15 protein-coding genes are annotated in these 14,022 nt (G+C 71.8%); 9 read left to right on the top strand and 6 right to left on the bottom strand.

Annotated elements, in window-relative coordinates; all coding sequences use genetic code 11:
* Positions 1 to 136: 136 nt before the first annotated feature.
* From afsQ1 to ACIPJI_RS08025, 5 genes are all read left to right on the top strand, one after another.
* Complete coding sequence (gene afsQ1 / locus ACIPJI_RS08045; RefSeq protein ID WP_175257369.1) at positions 137 to 814, top strand: two-component system response regulator AfsQ1; 678 nt, start codon at positions 137 to 139, stop codon at positions 812 to 814.
* A 31-nt stretch (positions 815 to 845) separates the two neighbouring features.
* Positions 846 to 2,453: an ATP-binding protein gene (locus tag ACIPJI_RS08040; RefSeq protein ID WP_402245101.1), complete on the top strand. Its 1,608-nt coding sequence runs from the start codon at positions 846 to 848 to the stop codon at positions 2,451 to 2,453.
* Between the two features lie 62 nt (positions 2,454 to 2,515).
* On the top strand, positions 2,516 to 3,154 hold the full coding sequence (locus ACIPJI_RS08035) for a hypothetical protein (RefSeq protein ID WP_356623569.1): 639 nt from the start codon (positions 2,516 to 2,518) through the stop codon (positions 3,152 to 3,154).
* Positions 3,155 to 3,269: 115 nt separating this feature from the next.
* Complete coding sequence (locus tag ACIPJI_RS08030) at positions 3,270 to 3,857, top strand: VanZ family protein (RefSeq protein WP_402245099.1); 588 nt, start codon at positions 3,270 to 3,272, stop codon at positions 3,855 to 3,857.
* Positions 3,858 to 3,950: 93 nt separating this feature from the next.
* Positions 3,951 to 4,151, top strand: coding sequence for a PspC domain-containing protein (locus ACIPJI_RS08025; protein WP_307707943.1), 201 nt, complete (start codon positions 3,951 to 3,953; stop codon positions 4,149 to 4,151).
* Positions 4,152 to 4,167: 16 nt separating this feature from the next.
* On the opposite strand, the gene ACIPJI_RS08020 is transcribed toward ACIPJI_RS08025, so the two are convergent.
* The 3 genes from ACIPJI_RS08020 to ACIPJI_RS08010 all read right to left on the bottom strand — a co-directional run bounded on the left by ACIPJI_RS08020 (position 4,168) and on the right by ACIPJI_RS08010 (position 6,664).
* Positions 4,168 to 4,932 carry a hypothetical protein gene (locus ACIPJI_RS08020; RefSeq protein ID WP_402245097.1) on the bottom strand — a complete coding sequence of 255 codons (765 nt, stop codon included), beginning with the start codon at positions 4,930 to 4,932 and terminating at the stop codon, positions 4,168 to 4,170.
* Positions 4,933 to 5,024: 92 nt separating this feature from the next.
* Positions 5,025 to 5,384, bottom strand: a complete 360-nt coding sequence (locus ACIPJI_RS08015; protein WP_356623572.1) for an ATP-binding protein — start codon at positions 5,382 to 5,384, stop codon at positions 5,025 to 5,027.
* A gap of 143 nt (positions 5,385 to 5,527) precedes the next feature.
* On the bottom strand, positions 5,528 to 6,664 hold the full coding sequence (locus ACIPJI_RS08010) for an adenosine deaminase (RefSeq protein ID WP_307707940.1): 1,137 nt from the start codon (positions 6,662 to 6,664) through the stop codon (positions 5,528 to 5,530).
* Positions 6,665 to 6,779: 115 nt separating this feature from the next.
* On the opposite strand from ACIPJI_RS08010, the gene ACIPJI_RS08005 reads away from it, so the two are divergent.
* A complete protein-coding gene (locus ACIPJI_RS08005; RefSeq protein WP_402245094.1) occupies positions 6,780 to 7,646 on the top strand; it encodes an alpha/beta hydrolase in 867 nt (288 codons plus the stop codon).
* 83 nt (positions 7,647 to 7,729) lie between these two features.
* The gene (locus tag ACIPJI_RS08000; protein ID WP_402245092.1) at positions 7,730 to 8,716 is read left to right on the top strand and encodes an aldo/keto reductase; all 987 of its coding nucleotides are present in this window, start codon (positions 7,730 to 7,732) and stop codon (positions 8,714 to 8,716) included.
* Between the two features lie 87 nt (positions 8,717 to 8,803).
* Here the strand turns inward: ACIPJI_RS08000 and ACIPJI_RS07995 are convergent, their stop codons facing one another.
* Positions 8,804 to 9,757, bottom strand: a complete 954-nt coding sequence (locus ACIPJI_RS07995) for a LysR family transcriptional regulator (protein WP_402245090.1) — start codon at positions 9,755 to 9,757, stop codon at positions 8,804 to 8,806.
* Between the two features lie 62 nt (positions 9,758 to 9,819).
* Between ACIPJI_RS07995 and ACIPJI_RS07990 the strand changes: the two genes are divergently transcribed.
* Positions 9,820 to 11,091 carry an MFS transporter gene (locus tag ACIPJI_RS07990; RefSeq protein ID WP_402245089.1) on the top strand — a complete coding sequence of 424 codons (1,272 nt, stop codon included), beginning with the start codon at positions 9,820 to 9,822 and terminating at the stop codon, positions 11,089 to 11,091.
* A gap of 103 nt (positions 11,092 to 11,194) precedes the next feature.
* Entirely contained in the window at positions 11,195 to 12,214 is a 1,020-nt protein-coding gene (locus ACIPJI_RS07985) for a sigma-70 family RNA polymerase sigma factor (protein ID WP_356623575.1), read from the top strand.
* Here the strand turns inward: ACIPJI_RS07985 and ACIPJI_RS07980 are convergent.
* Complete coding sequence (locus ACIPJI_RS07980) at positions 12,211 to 12,507, bottom strand: STAS domain-containing protein (protein ID WP_402245087.1); 297 nt, start codon at positions 12,505 to 12,507, stop codon at positions 12,211 to 12,213. The two genes, ACIPJI_RS07985 and ACIPJI_RS07980, sit on opposite strands and share 4 nt — an antisense overlap.
* Before the next feature lie 143 nt (positions 12,508 to 12,650).
* A complete protein-coding gene (locus ACIPJI_RS07975; RefSeq protein WP_402245085.1) occupies positions 12,651 to 13,928 on the bottom strand; it encodes a thymidine phosphorylase in 1,278 nt (425 codons plus the stop codon).
* Between the last annotated feature and the right edge of the window lie 94 nt (positions 13,929 to 14,022).

Genomic DNA, 14,022 nt, shown 5'->3' with positions numbered 1-14,022 from the left:
GAAGCTTGCCCGGGCTCTTTCATCGCGGTGTCCGCCGACTGTCACAGGCGCGTCACAAGGGAAGAAGTGGTGTGAGTACGGGCCTGGGGGGTACGGGGAGTCGAACTGGGGCTCCCCATGGGCCAGAATGACCCCCGTGCCTTTCCTGTTGCTGATCGAGGACGACGACGCCATCCGCACGGCCCTCGAACTCTCGCTGTCACGCCAGGGCCACCGAGTGGCCACCGCGGCGACGGGCGAGGACGGCCTGAAACTGCTGCGTGAGCAGCGGCCCGACCTGATCGTGCTGGACGTGATGCTGCCCGGGATCGACGGTTTCGAGGTCTGCCGCCGTATCCGGCGCACCGACCAGTTGCCGATCATCCTGCTGACCGCCCGCAGCGACGACATCGACGTCGTCGTCGGGCTCGAGTCCGGCGCCGACGACTATGTCGTCAAGCCGGTGCAGGGACGGGTCCTCGACGCCCGTATCCGCGCCGTACTGCGCCGTGGCGAGCGGGAGTCCACCGACTCGGCGACGTTCGGCTCGCTGGTGATCGACCGTTCCGCGATGACGGTCACCAAGAACGGAGAGGATCTGCAGCTCACGCCGACCGAGTTGCGTCTCCTCCTGGAGTTGAGCCGGCGCCCTGGGCAGGCCCTGTCCCGCCAGCAGCTGCTGCGGCTGGTGTGGGAGCACGACTACCTCGGCGACTCACGCCTGGTGGACGCCTGTGTGCAGCGGCTGAGGGCGAAGGTGGAGGACGTGCCGTCCTCACCGACCCTGATCCGTACGGTGCGTGGTGTCGGCTACCGGCTGGACGTCCCGCAGTGACCGGAACGCACATCGCGGGCGGGACCGTTCGGTGAGCGACGGCACGAACGGCGGCGGCGCTCCACGGCGCGGCATACTCACCGGAATCCGCCTGACCAGCCTGCGGCTGCGCCTCGTGGTGGTGTTCGCGCTCGTCGCGCTCACGGCCGCCGTGTCCGCCTCCGGCATCGCGTACTGGCTCAACCGCGAGGCGGTGCTGACGCGTACGCAGGACGCTGCCCTCGACGACTTCCGGCAGGACATGCAGAACCGTGCCGCGTCGCTGCCGCTGCGGCCCACGCAGGACGAGCTGCAGCGCGTCGCCGAGCAGATGGGGAACGGCGGCAGCGGCTACAGCGTGCTCCTCATCGGTGAGCGTGCGGAGGGCAAGCCGATCGTCGGCGTGTCCGACCCCGACATGTTCACCAAGGAGGATGTCCCGCAGTCGCTCCAGGACGCGGTGAACGAACGGCAGGAGATCGGCGCCGGCAACACCGTGCCCTACCACCTCTACTGGCAGCGGACCGAGCGCGGCGGCAAGCCGTATCTGGTCGGTGGCACCCGGATCGTGGGCGGCGGGCCGACCGGCTACATGTTCAAGTCCCTCGACCAGGAGCGGCAGGACCTCAACTCGCTCGCGTGGTCGCTCGGCATCGCGACACTGCTCGCCCTGGTCGGCTCCGCGCTGCTCGCGCAGGCGGCCGCGACGACCGTGCTGCGGCCGGTGCACCGGCTGGGCGAGGCGGCCCGGCGGCTCGGCGAGGGCAAGCTCGACACCCGGCTGCGTGTCTCCGGCACGGACGAACTGGCCGAGCTGGCACGGACCTTCAACAAGACCGCGGCGTCGCTGGAGAAGAAGGTCGCCGACATGAGCGCCCGCGACGAGTCGAGCCGCCGCTTCGTCGCCGACATGTCGCACGAACTGCGCACGCCGCTGACCGCGCTCACCGCGGTCACCGAGGTGCTCGAGGACGAGGCGGACAGCCTCGACCCCATGATCGCGCCCGCCGTGAACCTCGTGGTCAGCGAGACCCGGCGGCTGTACGACCTGGTGGAGAACCTGATGGAGGTCACCCGCTTCGACGCGGGCACCGCGAGGCTCGTGCTGGACACGGTGGATGTCGCCGACCAGGTCACCGCCTGCATCGACGCCCGTGCCTGGCTGGACGCGGTGGAGCTGGACGCGGAACGGGGCATCATGGCGCGCCTCGACCCGCGCCGGCTCGACGTGATCCTGGCCAACCTGATCGGCAACGCGCTCAAGCACGGCGGCTCGCCGGTGCGGGTCTGTGTCCGGCCCGTCGACGGCGAGCTGGTCATCGAGGTGCGGGACCATGGACCCGGTATCCCCGAGGAGGTCCTGCCACACGTGTTCGACCGTTTCTACAAGGCGAGCGCCTCACGGCCGCGTTCCGAGGGCAGCGGACTCGGCCTGTCCATCGCCATGGAGAACGCCCATATCCACGGCGGCGACATCACCGCGTCCAACTCGCCCGAGGGCGGCGCCGTCTTCGTGCTGACGCTGCCGCGCGACGGGTCCTCGATCGAGGACTGCGAGGCGGTCGGGACGGGCGACGCGGACGCCCCCGGGGCAGCGGGCGCCGAAGGCCGCGCGGCGGCGGACGACAGCCGCCCGCAGGGAGAGGAAGACACGCTGTGACAGCGGTCGGCGGTGAAGCGGTACGCGTCACGGCACGCACGGGAAGCCCACAAGCGCGTCCGGTGAGGGGTACGGGCGGCGGCCGCAGGGCCCTCGGGGCGCTCGTCGTGCTCGCCGGCTCCCTGGCTCTCGCGGGCTGCGGCATCAGGACCACCCAGGTGCCCGTCGACGCCGGGGCCGCGCCCTCACGGGTGCCGTGCGAGGTGTCCGGCGGCAGCATCGCCCCGCAGGCGCAGGAGCAGGGCGTACCCGTCCGCGTCTACATGGTGTGCGCCTCGCAGCTGGAGTCCGTGGACCGTACGGCGAGGATCTCCGAGAGCAAGGCTGCCGACAGCGCGCCCGAGTTCGCCCAGGCGCTCCTGGACGAGCTGCTGAGGGAGCCGTCCACGCCGGAGCAGGAGGCGGGCTTCACCACGTATGTGCGGGGGCCGCTGCTGGTGAACGGCGCCAGGGAGGGCGATCCCAAGGGCACCCTGCGGCTGAGCCGTCAGCCGGAGGACCTGCCGACACCGGCTCTCGCCCAGATCGTGTGCACCCTGGCGGAGAGCAGGGCCATGGACGCCGGCGGGGCCGTGGTGCTCGGCGGTCCCGGGGACTACGCGCCGCACGCCTATGTGTGCTCGGCGCGGACCAAGGAGCGGCCGGAGGGCGCGGTTCCGACGCTCGATGCGCTGCCCTCACCGGGGCCGGGCGCCTCGTAGGAAGTCCGCCGAAAGAACCCCGCCGGCGGCACGGGCCAGACCCTCCGAGAGGGTCCGGCCACCCTCTCGGAACAACGGCGGAACCGATTCCCGGCGGGCTTGCGTCTTGGGGTGCGTGCAGCGTCAAGGTTCGGGCGGCAGTGCCGCCATTCGCTTCCGCGTGGCGGGCGTCGTCCTCGTCCTCGCCCATCTGCTGCTCGTCTCTTGGCTGACGCTGCGACCACTCGACGTGATGTGGGTGACGGCGGCGAACCTGGAACCCCTGGCCGGGATCAAGGCCGCCCTGGAGCTCGGACCCGTCGAAGCCGCACGGCACATCGGCGGCGGACTGCTCCTGCTGGCGCCGCTCGGGGTCCTTCTGCCGATGGCGAGCGGCCGTCTCGCCGTGTCCCCGTGGGCATCCCTCGCCCGTACGGTCGCGGCCGGCGCCCTGCTGTCGCTCGGCATCGAGCTGTTGCAGACCGGGGTGCCCGGTCAGGTCGTCGACATCGACTCGCTCCTGCTGAACACCACCGGCGTGGCGCTCGCCCACCTCGCGGTCGTGCCCGCGGGCCGTGCCCGGCTGCGCCGCAGACTGCTGCGTGCACGCGGCGGGACCGCGCTGCGCGGCCACGGACGCGGGGTACGACGCGGGGCCGTGCTCAGGGACGAGGGTTCTCAGGGGGCGACCCCGACGATTCCCAGGGTCGGGATCGCCCCGTAGAGCGACGCTTCGTCCCCCTTCGCGAAGCCACCATGGAGTCATCGGGAGCACACCGAGAGGCTCCCGGCGACAGCTCTCGTGAAGGAGCCCACCATGGCCGCAATTGCCCGCCCCCGTGACGGACGCATGATCGGCGGAGTGTGCGCAGCGCTGGCCCGGCGCTTCGGTACGTCCGCCACCACGATGCGCGTGATCTTCGTGGCCTCCTGCCTGCTGCCGGGCCCGCAGTTCCTGCTCTACCTGGCGCTGTGGATACTGCTGCCCGCCGAGAAGCCGGCCGCCGGCGCCTGGTGACCCGTTTCCTGGGCTGTCAGCCGGCGAGCACCTGCGCGACCTTCGCCAGCTGCTTGTCCGCGACAGCCCCGGGGACCCTTGGCGGCTTGCGGCCCGCGAGGTCGAACGCCATGAAGCGGGCCACCGTCGCGCCCTTGCGGACGACGACCAGATGGACGGGCGACGCGCCGTGCTCGCCGGTGGCGACCGTGGTCCAGCCGACCGTCTCGTCGCCGCCCCGGACGGTGAGCGGCGCGGCCTTCACCTCGCGGTAGGAGGCGCCGCGGCCGTCGAGCGTCGCCTCGAAGCCGCCGCCGCAGGCGGCGATCGCCGCTTCGAGGCCGTCCATCAGCTTCTTCGCGTCGGTCTCGCTGTACGAGCTGAGCGACGCCGAGATCGCGAGGCCGAGCTCGTCGAGCGACCCGAGGCCACGGTTGACGGTGTGCCGGGCGCGCCCGTCCGGCGCGTCGCCCATGGCGTCGGCCAGTGGCCGGCACCGGGCCTTGTCGGCCGTCGGCTGCCCGGAGGCGGCGAGCGCGCTCTTCCCGGTGGAGACCTGGAAACCGGTCAGGTCCTTGGTGGTGAGCGCCGCACGCTCCAGCTCCGGCGCGGTGAGCGGTACGGAGGCGTCACCGCCGGGGCCGCCGCCCTTGCCGCTGTCGGTCGCGGCGCTCGTTCCCGAGGGCGGTGCGCCCTGGGACCTGCCGGGCCCTTCGTCGTCACCGCTCGTACAGGCGGCCGTGGTCAGGAGCAGCGCGCAGACGGCGCCGAGCGCGGGGATCCGGCCGGTCTTGGCTCGCATGGCGGCGATCCTGGCACAAACACCGTGGGGCGCACACCCGGTTCGGGAGTGCGCCCCACCGGCGTGAGCAGGTCCGTGGGCCGGCTGCGGGGTCAGGCGCCGATCGACAGGCCACCGGGGAGGCTGCCGAGGGGGCCGCCACCGGTCACCGGGAGCCCGCCGAGCAGACCGCTGACCGGGTCGGTCGCGGTCGAGGGAACGGCCCTCTCGACAGCATCCTGGACGGTGGCGGGCGCCGCGGCCGCAGCATCCTGGACGGTGGCGGGTGCCGCGGCCGCGCCCGCCGGCAGCTTTTCGGTGACCTCGTCGAGCGGCAGCGTCGTGGAGAGGTTGCCGGGTGCAGCCGTCAGGTCGGGTACGGCGGGGGCCGCGGAGGCGGTACCCGCGGCGGCAGCGGCGAAAGCGGCACCGAGAGCGGCGACACCGAGGGTCTTTGCAGCAGACTGCTTCATCAGGAACGAATCCTTGGGGACGGGAACATGAGCGGCTCTGCAAGCTAGTCAGGCTTGCACATGCCCCGCAAACACCGCGAAGCGGCCGGAGATTGACGGCTCCGGCCGCTTCGGTGTAGGTGCCGTCGGGTGACGACGAGGTGTCAGTTCCCGCCTGTGGCGGTCTGCCGGAACAGCCATTCGGACTTGAGTTCGGCATAGCCCGGCTTGATGACGTCGTTGATCATCGCCAGTCGTTCATCGAAAGGGATGAACGCGGACTTCATCGCATTGACGGTGAACCACTGCATGTCGTCGAGCGTGTATCCGAACGCCTCGGTCAGCAGCTCGAACTCGCGGCTCATGCTGGTGCCGCTCATCAGCCGGTTGTCGGTGTTGACCGTGGTCCTGAAGTGCAGTTTCCGCAGCAGCCCGATGGGATGGGCCGCGATGGAGTCGGCGGCGCCCGTCTGCAGGTTGGAGGTGGGGCACATCTCCAGGGGGATGCGCTTGTCCCGTACGTACGCCGCGAGCCGGCCCAGCTTCACCGAGCCGTCGTCCGCCACCTCGATGTCGTCGATGATCCGCACGCCGTGCCCGAGCCGGTCGGCGCCGCACCACTGGAGCGCCTGCCAGATCGACGGCAGCCCGAACGCCTCGCCCGCGTGGATGGTGAAGTGGTTGTTCTCGCGCTTCAGGTACTCGAAGGCGTCGAGGTGCCGGGTGGGCGGGAAACCCGCCTCGGCGCCGGCGATGTCGAACCCGACGACGCCGTTGTCGCGGTAGCGGTTGGCGAGCTCGGCGATCTCCAGCGCACGGGCGGCGTGCCGCATCGCGGTGAGCAGCGCGCCGACCCGGATCCGGTGCCCGCTCTCGCGGGCCAGCCGCTCACCTTCGCGGAAGCCCTCGTTGACCGCCTCGACGACCTCCTCGAGGCTCAGGCCGCCTTCGAGGTGCTGCTCGGGGGCGTAGCGGACCTCGGCGTAGACGACCCCGTCCTCCGCCAGGTCCTGTGCGCACTCCGCGGCCACGCGGAACAGCGCGTCACGGGACTGCATCACGGCACAGGTGTGCGCGAAGGTCTCCAGGTAGCGCTCCAGCGAGCCCGAGTCCGCGGCCTCCCGGAACCAGATGCCGAGCTTGTCGGGTTCGGTCTCCGGAAGGGCCTCGTACCCGGCGTCGCGGGCGAGTTCGATGATCGTGCCCGGCCGCAGACCGCCGTCCAGGTGGTCGTGGAGCAGCACCTTCGGGGCGCGGCGGATCTGGTCCGCGGTGGGCGAATTGAGGGTCTGGCTCGTCATCTGCGCACTCTAGCCCCTACGCGCGTAGAGCGCGCCCCCTCGGATCGCCTGTCGATACGTAACAGTGACCGTGCGTACGGGTGGAGTACACCTCGGCTTCTGAGACTGTTCTGCCATGGCACACCACGCACTGCCCCGGTGGTGGGGGCGTCCGGCCGCTGAGGCCGCAGCGGCGAACGACCTCGGTGGGACGACCGTCGCACGGGCGGAACAAGGGGGCCGGACACCGCGGGCGAAGCTCGGCAGCCTGCCGGGGCGTTCCGGCGTCCGGAACGACGGGAGGGACCCGGCGGTGGCGGGGGCGGTGCTGCTGCTGCCGGACGGCGAGCCGGAGTCGGCACGCCGGGCGTCCGCGTGGTCGTACGCCGCCGTGCTGCCGCTCGGCCGGACGCTCGCGAAGGCGGGGCGCGACGACGGGTTGGTCGTGCACAGCGTCCGCTACCGCGGCCGGGGCTGGAACGGGGCGGACGCCCGGCTCGCCGCGGACGCGACCTGGGCGGTGGAGGAGGTCGTACGCCGCTACGGAGATGTGCCCGTGTGCCTGGTGGGCCATGGCATGGGCGGGCGGGCGGCGCTGCACGCGGCCGGGCACCCGGCCGTCAACTCCGTGCTGGCGCTGGCACCTTGGCTGCCGGACGAGGACATGGCGGCGGACCCCGAGCCGGTACGGCAGCTCGCCGGCCGCCAGGTGCTGATCGTGCACGGCACCAATGACGCGCGCACGGACCCGGAGCTCTCCTACCGGCTCGCCGAGCGCGCCAAGAAGTCCAACCGCGACATCTGCCGCTTCGAGGTCCACTCCGACGGGCACGCCCTGCGCCAGTACCAGGAGGAAGTGCAGGCGCTGGCCGTGGACTTCGTCCGCGGCTCCCTCTTCACGAGGTCCTACGCCCGCCCGGTCGCCGACGCCCTCGCGGCGCCGCCGCCGCTCGGGCTGCGGATGCCGCTGGCGGCGGGATTCGGGCGGTCGCTGCGGGCCTGACGGGCTTGACTTGAAGTGCGCTCCAAAATCCAGACTCCCTTGCGAGCCCGTGGACTTCGGGCCTGAAGGGGAGGCGACCCATCATGAAGTACCGCACCATCGGCACCGACCGGAGCACCGGGCGCAAGGTCAGCGTGCTGGCGCTGGGCGCCATGCTGTTCGGCACCTTGACCGACGAGAAGACCTCGTTCGCCGTCCTGGACCGCTATGTCGAGGCCGGTGGGAATTTCATCGACACTTCCGACAACTACGCGTTCTGGGTCGGCGGTGACATCGGCGGGCAGAGCGAGGCGCTGCTCGGCCGCTGGCGCCGGAGCCGCGGCATCGGGGACGAGGTGGTCATCGCCACCAAGCTGGGCGCCGCGCCGCTCGCGCCCGGCACCGGTTACGTGGACAACGCCGAGGGCCTGTCCGCCAAGGCGGTCCGCGAGGCCGCGGAGCGCAGCCGGGAGCGGCTCGGTGTCGACCGGCTCGACCTGCTCTACGCGCACATCGAGGACCGGACCGTCCCGCTCGCGGAGACCGTGGAGGCCTTCGGCGAGCTGGTGGCAAAGGGCACGGTCGGCCTGCTCGGGGCGAGCAACCACGCGATCTGGCGCGTCGAGCGGGCACGCGCGCTCGCCGCTGCCGCCGGTGTGCCCGGATACGAGGTTCTGCAGTACCAGCACAGCCATCTGCGGCCGCGTCTCGACGTGCCGTTCGAGCTCTTCGAGGACGGCAGTCTCGGCCACGCCGGTGCGGAGCTGCTGAGCTATCTGCGGGCCGAGCCCGCTCTGACCCTGGTCGCGTACTCGCCGCTGCTCGGCGGGGCGTACTCCCGCGAGGACAAGCCGTTGCCGCCGGACTACGACCACCCGGGCACGCCCGCCCGGCTCGCGGTGCTGCGCGAGGTCGCGAAGGAGAGCGGCGCGAGCGTGAACCAGGTGGTCCTCGCCTGGCAGATCGGCGGCACGATGCCGGTGATCCCGCTGGCGGGGGCGTCCTCCGTGGCGCAACTGGAGGAGAACCTGGCGGCGGTGGACCTGGAACTGACCGAGGACCAGCGCGCCAGGCTGGACGCGGCTCACTGACGCCCGGCGGTCCCGGCGGAGTTCTTTCGCCGCACGGTCCCGGCCGGCCGGTCGCCGCGACGGGCTTCGGTGGCCACGGCCACCGGGTTACTGCGCCAGCAGCCGGCCGCGCCGGGACAGCAGGAATCGCTTGAACTCCGCCACCGGCGGTGTTTCCGGATGGCCGTCGAGCCAGGCGACGCCGATCTCGCGGGCCGCCCTGGGCGCCGTCACCGTCAGCTCCACGACGCCCGGACGGGCGACGGCCGGCGGCGGCAGGAGCGCCACGCCCAGACCGGCCGCCACCAGCCCGCGCAGTGTCTCCGCCTCCTCGCCCTCGAAGGCGACGCGCGGCGTGAACCCGGCCTCGGCGCACAGGTCGTCGGTGATACGCCGCAGCCCGTAACCGGGTTCCAGGGTCACGAAGCTCTCGTCGGCCGCCTCCGCGAGCCGGACGCGTTTACGGCCGGCGAGCCGGTGGTCGTCGGGGACCACGAGCCGCAGCCGCTGTTCGTCGAGGCGGCGGGCGACGAGGTCGGGGGCGTCGGGCACGGGCGAGGTGAGACACAGGTCCAACTCGCCCGCCCGGAGCCGTTCGATCATCGCCTCGCCGTAGTTCTGGACGAGGGTGAAGCGGATCCGCGGGTGGTCCGCGCGGAATGCCCGGATCAGTCCGGGCACCGTCTCGGACCCCATGGTGTGCAGAAAGCCGAAGGCGACCTTGCCCGACCGCGGGTCCGTGTCGGCCCGGACGGACTCCGCGGCCCGTTCCACCTCGGCCAGCGCCCGCTCGACGGAGACGAGGAACGTCCGGCCGGCCGGGGTGAGCGAGACCGTGCGGCCTTTGCGGGCGAACAGGGTGACGCCGAGGTTCGCTTCGAGGCGGACCATCGCCCGCGACAGCGTCGACTGGGGGACGCCCATGTCCTGGGCGGCGCGCGTCACATGCTCGTGCCGGGCGACGCCCGCGAAGTACGCGAGGCGGGGAGCAAGCTCCAGCGTGATGTCTTCTTCGTAACTACTGGGTGACAGGCGTGGCCCTGAGCTGCGTTCATGCACCATGGGAACGATTATCGCCGTTTCATGCATTGGACGCATGAAAAACCGGAGCCTACCTTCGACATATGCCTCCTGCCAGTACCAAGGCGCCCACCTCCGTGGGCGCCGCCCCGTCGTCCCCCGACCTTCTCTCCCCCGGCGTGGCCGGCTACCGCCGTATGAGCTTCGCGCTCTTCGCTGCCGGGATGGCGACCTTCGCCCTCCTCTACTCCACGCAGGCGCTGCTGCCCGCCGTCTCCGCCGACTTCGGCGTCACGGCGTCGGCCGCCAGCTGGACCGTGTCCGCCGCGACCGGCGCGCTCGCTCTGTGCGTCCTGCCGATGAGCGCGCTGTCGGAGCGCTTCGGGCGGACCGCCGTGATGAACGCGTCCCTCGCGGTCGCGGTCGTGGTGGGGCTGCTGGTGCCGTTCGCGCCGAACGTCGAGTGGCTGGTGGCGCTGCGCGCCGTGCAGGGCGCGGCGCTCGCCGGTCTGCCCGCGTCGGCGATGGCGTTCCTCGCCGAGGAGGTCAGGCCGAAGGCGCTGGTCGGCGCGATCGGGCTGTTCGTGGCGGGAAACAGCATCGGCGGCATGAGCGGCCGGATCCTCACGGGCTGGGTGGCACAGGCCTTCGGCTGGCGCGTCGCGCTCGCCGCGGTCGGCGTGATGGCACTGGCCTGCGCACTGGTCTTCCGCGCGCTGCTGCCGAAGGCCCGGCACTTCACGCCCGGAACGCTCGACCCACGCACCCTCGCGAGGACCGTCCGCGGTCACCTCGCCGATCCGCTGCTGCTGCGCCTGTACGCGATCGGCGCGCTGTTCATGACCGTCTTCGGCGCCGTCTACACGGTGATCGGCTACCGGCTGGTCGCGGAGCCCTTCGGCCTTCCGCAGGGCGTCATCGGCTCGATCTTCCTGGTCTACCTGGTGGGTACGGTCTCCTCGGCCGCGGCCGGACAGCTCGTCGCCCGGCTCGGGCGCCGGGGCGCGCTGTACCTCGCGGTCACCACGACCGCCGCCGGTCTGCTTCTGTCCCTCTCGGACACGCTGGTGTCGGTGCTCCTCGGGCTCGTCCTGATCACCGCCGGATTCTTCGCCGGCCACGCGGTGGCCTCGTCCTCCGTGAGCCGTACGGCGAAGACGGGCCGCGCCCAGGCGTCCGCGCTCTACCAGTCGGCGTACTACCTGGGCAGCAGCGCCGGCGGCACGCTCGGCGCGGTCGCCTTCCACACCGGCGGCTGGGGCGGCACGGTACTGCTCGGGCTGCTCGCGGTCCTCGGCGTCGTGTCGATCACCCTCTACGGGTCGCACGCGGCACGGTCCCAGGAACGGCTCGTGCCGGCGGGCGCGCGCCACTGAACACTCCTCGTTCCACCCCTGATTCTCCCGTCCGGCGGTGAGTGTCAGTGGCCTGCGGTAGCTTTCGAAGCGGTGGTACCGATGGGTGACAGGGGTGGACCCGATGAGTGACCTGGCAGCGACGCAGGACCTGGATTCGCGGCTGGAGCAGCACCGCAGAGAGCTGACCGGCTACTGCTACCGGATGCTCGGCTCGTCCTTCGAGGCGGAGGACGCCGTCCAGGACACGATGGTCCGGGCGTGGCGCAGTTTCGAGAAGTTCGAAGGCCGGTCCTCCCTGCGCTCATGGCTGTACCGCATCGCGACGAATGTGTGCCTGGACATGCTGAACGCCGGTAATCGCCGTGCCCGCCCGATGGACCTGTCCGGTCCCACACCGGTCGCACAGGCCCAGCTCAACGCCCGCCCCGAGATCACCTGGCTCGAGCCGGTACCCGACGGGCGGGTGCTGCCCTCGGTGGCGGACCCGGCGGAGACGGCCGTGGAGCGGGAGACGATCCGGCTGGCGTTCGTCGCGGCACTCCAGCATCTGCCGCCCAAGCAGCGGGCGGTGCTGATCCTACGGGAGGTGCTGGCCTGGAAGGCGAGCGAGGTCGCCGAGCTCCTCGGCACGACGGTCGCGTCGGTCAACAGCGCGCTCCAGCGGGCCCGCGCCACGCTCAGCGAGCAGGGCCCGGCCGCGTCGGACGCGGCGGACCCGCTCGACGAGGAGCAGCAGCAGCTGCTGGAGCGCTATGTCGCCGCCTTCGAGGGGTACGACATGAAGGCGTTGACGGCGCTGCTCCATGAGGACGCGACGATGTCCATGCCCCCTTACGACCTGTGGCTGCGCGGCCACGACGACATCGTGGGCTGGATGCTCGGCGTCGGCGAGGTCTGCCGTGGCTCTCGCCTGGTGCCGACCGTGGCCAACGGCGTCCCGGCTTTCGCCCACTACCACCCGTCGGCGGACGGCGAGGGGTACGAGCCGTGGGCGCTCATCGTCCTCGAGCTGTCGGACGGCAAGATCGGCGGGATGGACTTCTTCCTGGACACCAAGCGCTGGTTCCCGCTGTTCGACCTGCCGGCGCGGCTGGACAAGGCGGGCGCGCCGGTCGAGGTCGAGGAAGCGGAACCCGCCTAGGCGGCGTCGGCCAGTCCCGGCAGGCCCACCAGGTTCAGCAGGGCGAGCAGTTCGGGTCCGGGGTCCATGAGCCTGAGCCGGCTGCCGTGCCGCCGCGCCGTGAGATGCAGTCGCGCGAGGGCGTCCACGGTGGCGAGGTTCACCTGGGCCAGCCCTCCGACGTCGCAATACACGTCACAAGGAGGTCCGTCGCCCGGTCCGTCGTCACGGAGCAGGCGCCGGAGTTCCTCGCAGAGGCGCGGCACATCGGCCGGGGTGATCCTCCCCGCGATGTGCATGACAGCAGGCTTCATGGCGTCCACACCGGTAGAGACCGGCGCCGCGACGGGAACTCATCGCGGCGCCTGGGACGGGACCGGTGACTGTCACCGGCCCCGTTCCTTCCCCTGCGGTCGCGGGCCGCCGTCGCTCGAGGTCAGGCACCTTTCTGGACGGGTCAGGCGATGCGGTCCAGCACGATCGGGTTCGCCGTGAAGGCCGTGCCCGGCTCCGCGATGTCGTAGGCGGCGCCGAGGGACTCGAGCGCGTAGTCGAACTTCTCCGGGGTGTCCGTGTGGAGGGTCAGCAGCGGCTGACCCGCCGTCACCGTGTCGCCCGGCTTGGCGTGGAGCTCGACGCCCGCGCCCGCCTGGACCGGGTCCTCCTTGCGGGCGCGGCCGGCGCCGAGGCGCCAGGCGGCGATGCCGATGTCGTAGGCGTCGAGGCGGGTCAGCACGCCGGAGGCGGACGCGGTGACGACGTGCTGTTCGCGGGCGACGGGCAGCGCGGCGTCCGGGTCGCCGCCCTGGGCGGCGATCATTCGGCGCCAGACGTCCATCGCGGAGCCGTCGGCCAGGGCCTTCGCCGGGTCGGCGTCCTTGATCCCGGCGGCGTCGAGCATCTCGCGGGCGAGCGCGAGGGTCAGCTCCACGACGTCGGCGGGACCGCCGCCTGCGAGGACCTCGACGGACTCACGGACCTCGAGGGCGTTGCCGGCCGTCAGACCGAGCGGGGTGGACATGTCGGTGAGCAGGGCGACGGTCCTCACGCCGCTGTCGGTGCCCAGCGCGACCATGGTGGAAGCCAGTTCGCGGGCGTCGTCGATGTTCTTCATGAACGCGCCGGTGCCGACCTTCACATCGAGGACCAGCGAGCCGGTGCCCTCCGCGATCTTCTTCGACATGATCGAGGACGCGATCAGCGGGATCGCCTCGACGGTGCCGGTGACGTCGCGCAGCGCGTAGAGCTTCTTGTCGGCGGGGGCCAGGCCGTCGCCGGCGGCGCAGATGACCGCGCCGGTGGTGTCGAGGACGTTCAGCATCTCCTCGTTGGAGAGCAGCGCGCGCCAGCCGGGGATCGACTCCAGCTTGTCGAGCGTGCCGCCGGTGTGGCCGAGGCCGCGGCCGCTCAGCTGCGGGACGGCCGCGCCGCACGCGGCGACCAGCGGGGCGAGCGGCAGCGTGATCTTGTCGCCGACACCGCCGGTGGAGTGCTTGTCGGCGGTCGGGCGGGAGAGCGTGTCGAAGTTCATCCGCTCGCCGGAAGCGATCATCGCGGCGGTCCAGCGGGCGATCTCGGTGCGGTTCATGCCGTTGAGGAAGATGGCCATGGCCAGGGCCGACATCTGCTCGTCCGCGACCTCGCCGCGGGTGTAGGCGTCGATGACCCAGTCGATCTGCTGGGGGCTCAGCTCGCCGCGGTCCCGCTTGGTGCGGATGACGGAGATGACGTCCATGGCATTCCTCCAGGTTGGTCTGCCGCGCTCTACGCGCATAGAGAGAGGGTAAGGGAGCGGCCCCTCCACCGAAGCGGAAGGGCCGCGGGGCGCC

Source organism: Streptomyces sp. NPDC086835 (genome assembly GCF_044745705.1).
Classification (GTDB): domain Bacteria; phylum Actinomycetota; class Actinomycetes; order Streptomycetales; family Streptomycetaceae; genus Streptomyces.
Note: the sequence above shows the minus strand (reverse complement) of the source record. Positions and strands in the feature narration are given on the sequence as shown.

Excerpts from the sequence above, each read along its gene's own strand:
- ACIPJI_RS08000 (WP_402245092.1), top strand. The coding sequence starts at position 7,730 with ATGAAGTACCGCACCATCGGCACCGACCGGAGCACCGGGCGCAAGGTC.
- ACIPJI_RS07975 (WP_402245085.1), bottom strand. The coding sequence starts at position 13,928 with ATGGACGTCATCTCCGTCATCCGCACCAAGCGGGACCGCGGCGAGCTG.
- ACIPJI_RS07995 (WP_402245090.1), bottom strand. The coding sequence starts at position 9,757 with ATGGTGCATGAACGCAGCTCAGGGCCACGCCTGTCACCCAGTAGTTAC.
- ACIPJI_RS07990 (WP_402245089.1), top strand. The coding sequence starts at position 9,820 with ATGCCTCCTGCCAGTACCAAGGCGCCCACCTCCGTGGGCGCCGCCCCG.
- ACIPJI_RS08025 (WP_307707943.1), top strand. The coding sequence starts at position 3,951 with ATGGCCGCAATTGCCCGCCCCCGTGACGGACGCATGATCGGCGGAGTG.
- ACIPJI_RS08010 (WP_307707940.1), bottom strand. The coding sequence starts at position 6,664 with ATGACGAGCCAGACCCTCAATTCGCCCACCGCGGACCAGATCCGCCGC.
- ACIPJI_RS07985 (WP_356623575.1), top strand. The coding sequence starts at position 11,195 with ATGAGTGACCTGGCAGCGACGCAGGACCTGGATTCGCGGCTGGAGCAG.
- ACIPJI_RS07980 (WP_402245087.1), bottom strand. The coding sequence starts at position 12,507 with ATGAAGCCTGCTGTCATGCACATCGCGGGGAGGATCACCCCGGCCGAT.
- ACIPJI_RS08020 (WP_402245097.1), bottom strand. The coding sequence starts at position 4,932 with ATGCGAGCCAAGACCGGCCGGATCCCCGCGCTCGGCGCCGTCTGCGCG.
- ACIPJI_RS08015 (WP_356623572.1), bottom strand. The coding sequence starts at position 5,384 with ATGAAGCAGTCTGCTGCAAAGACCCTCGGTGTCGCCGCTCTCGGTGCC.
- ACIPJI_RS08005 (WP_402245094.1), top strand. The coding sequence starts at position 6,780 with ATGGCACACCACGCACTGCCCCGGTGGTGGGGGCGTCCGGCCGCTGAG.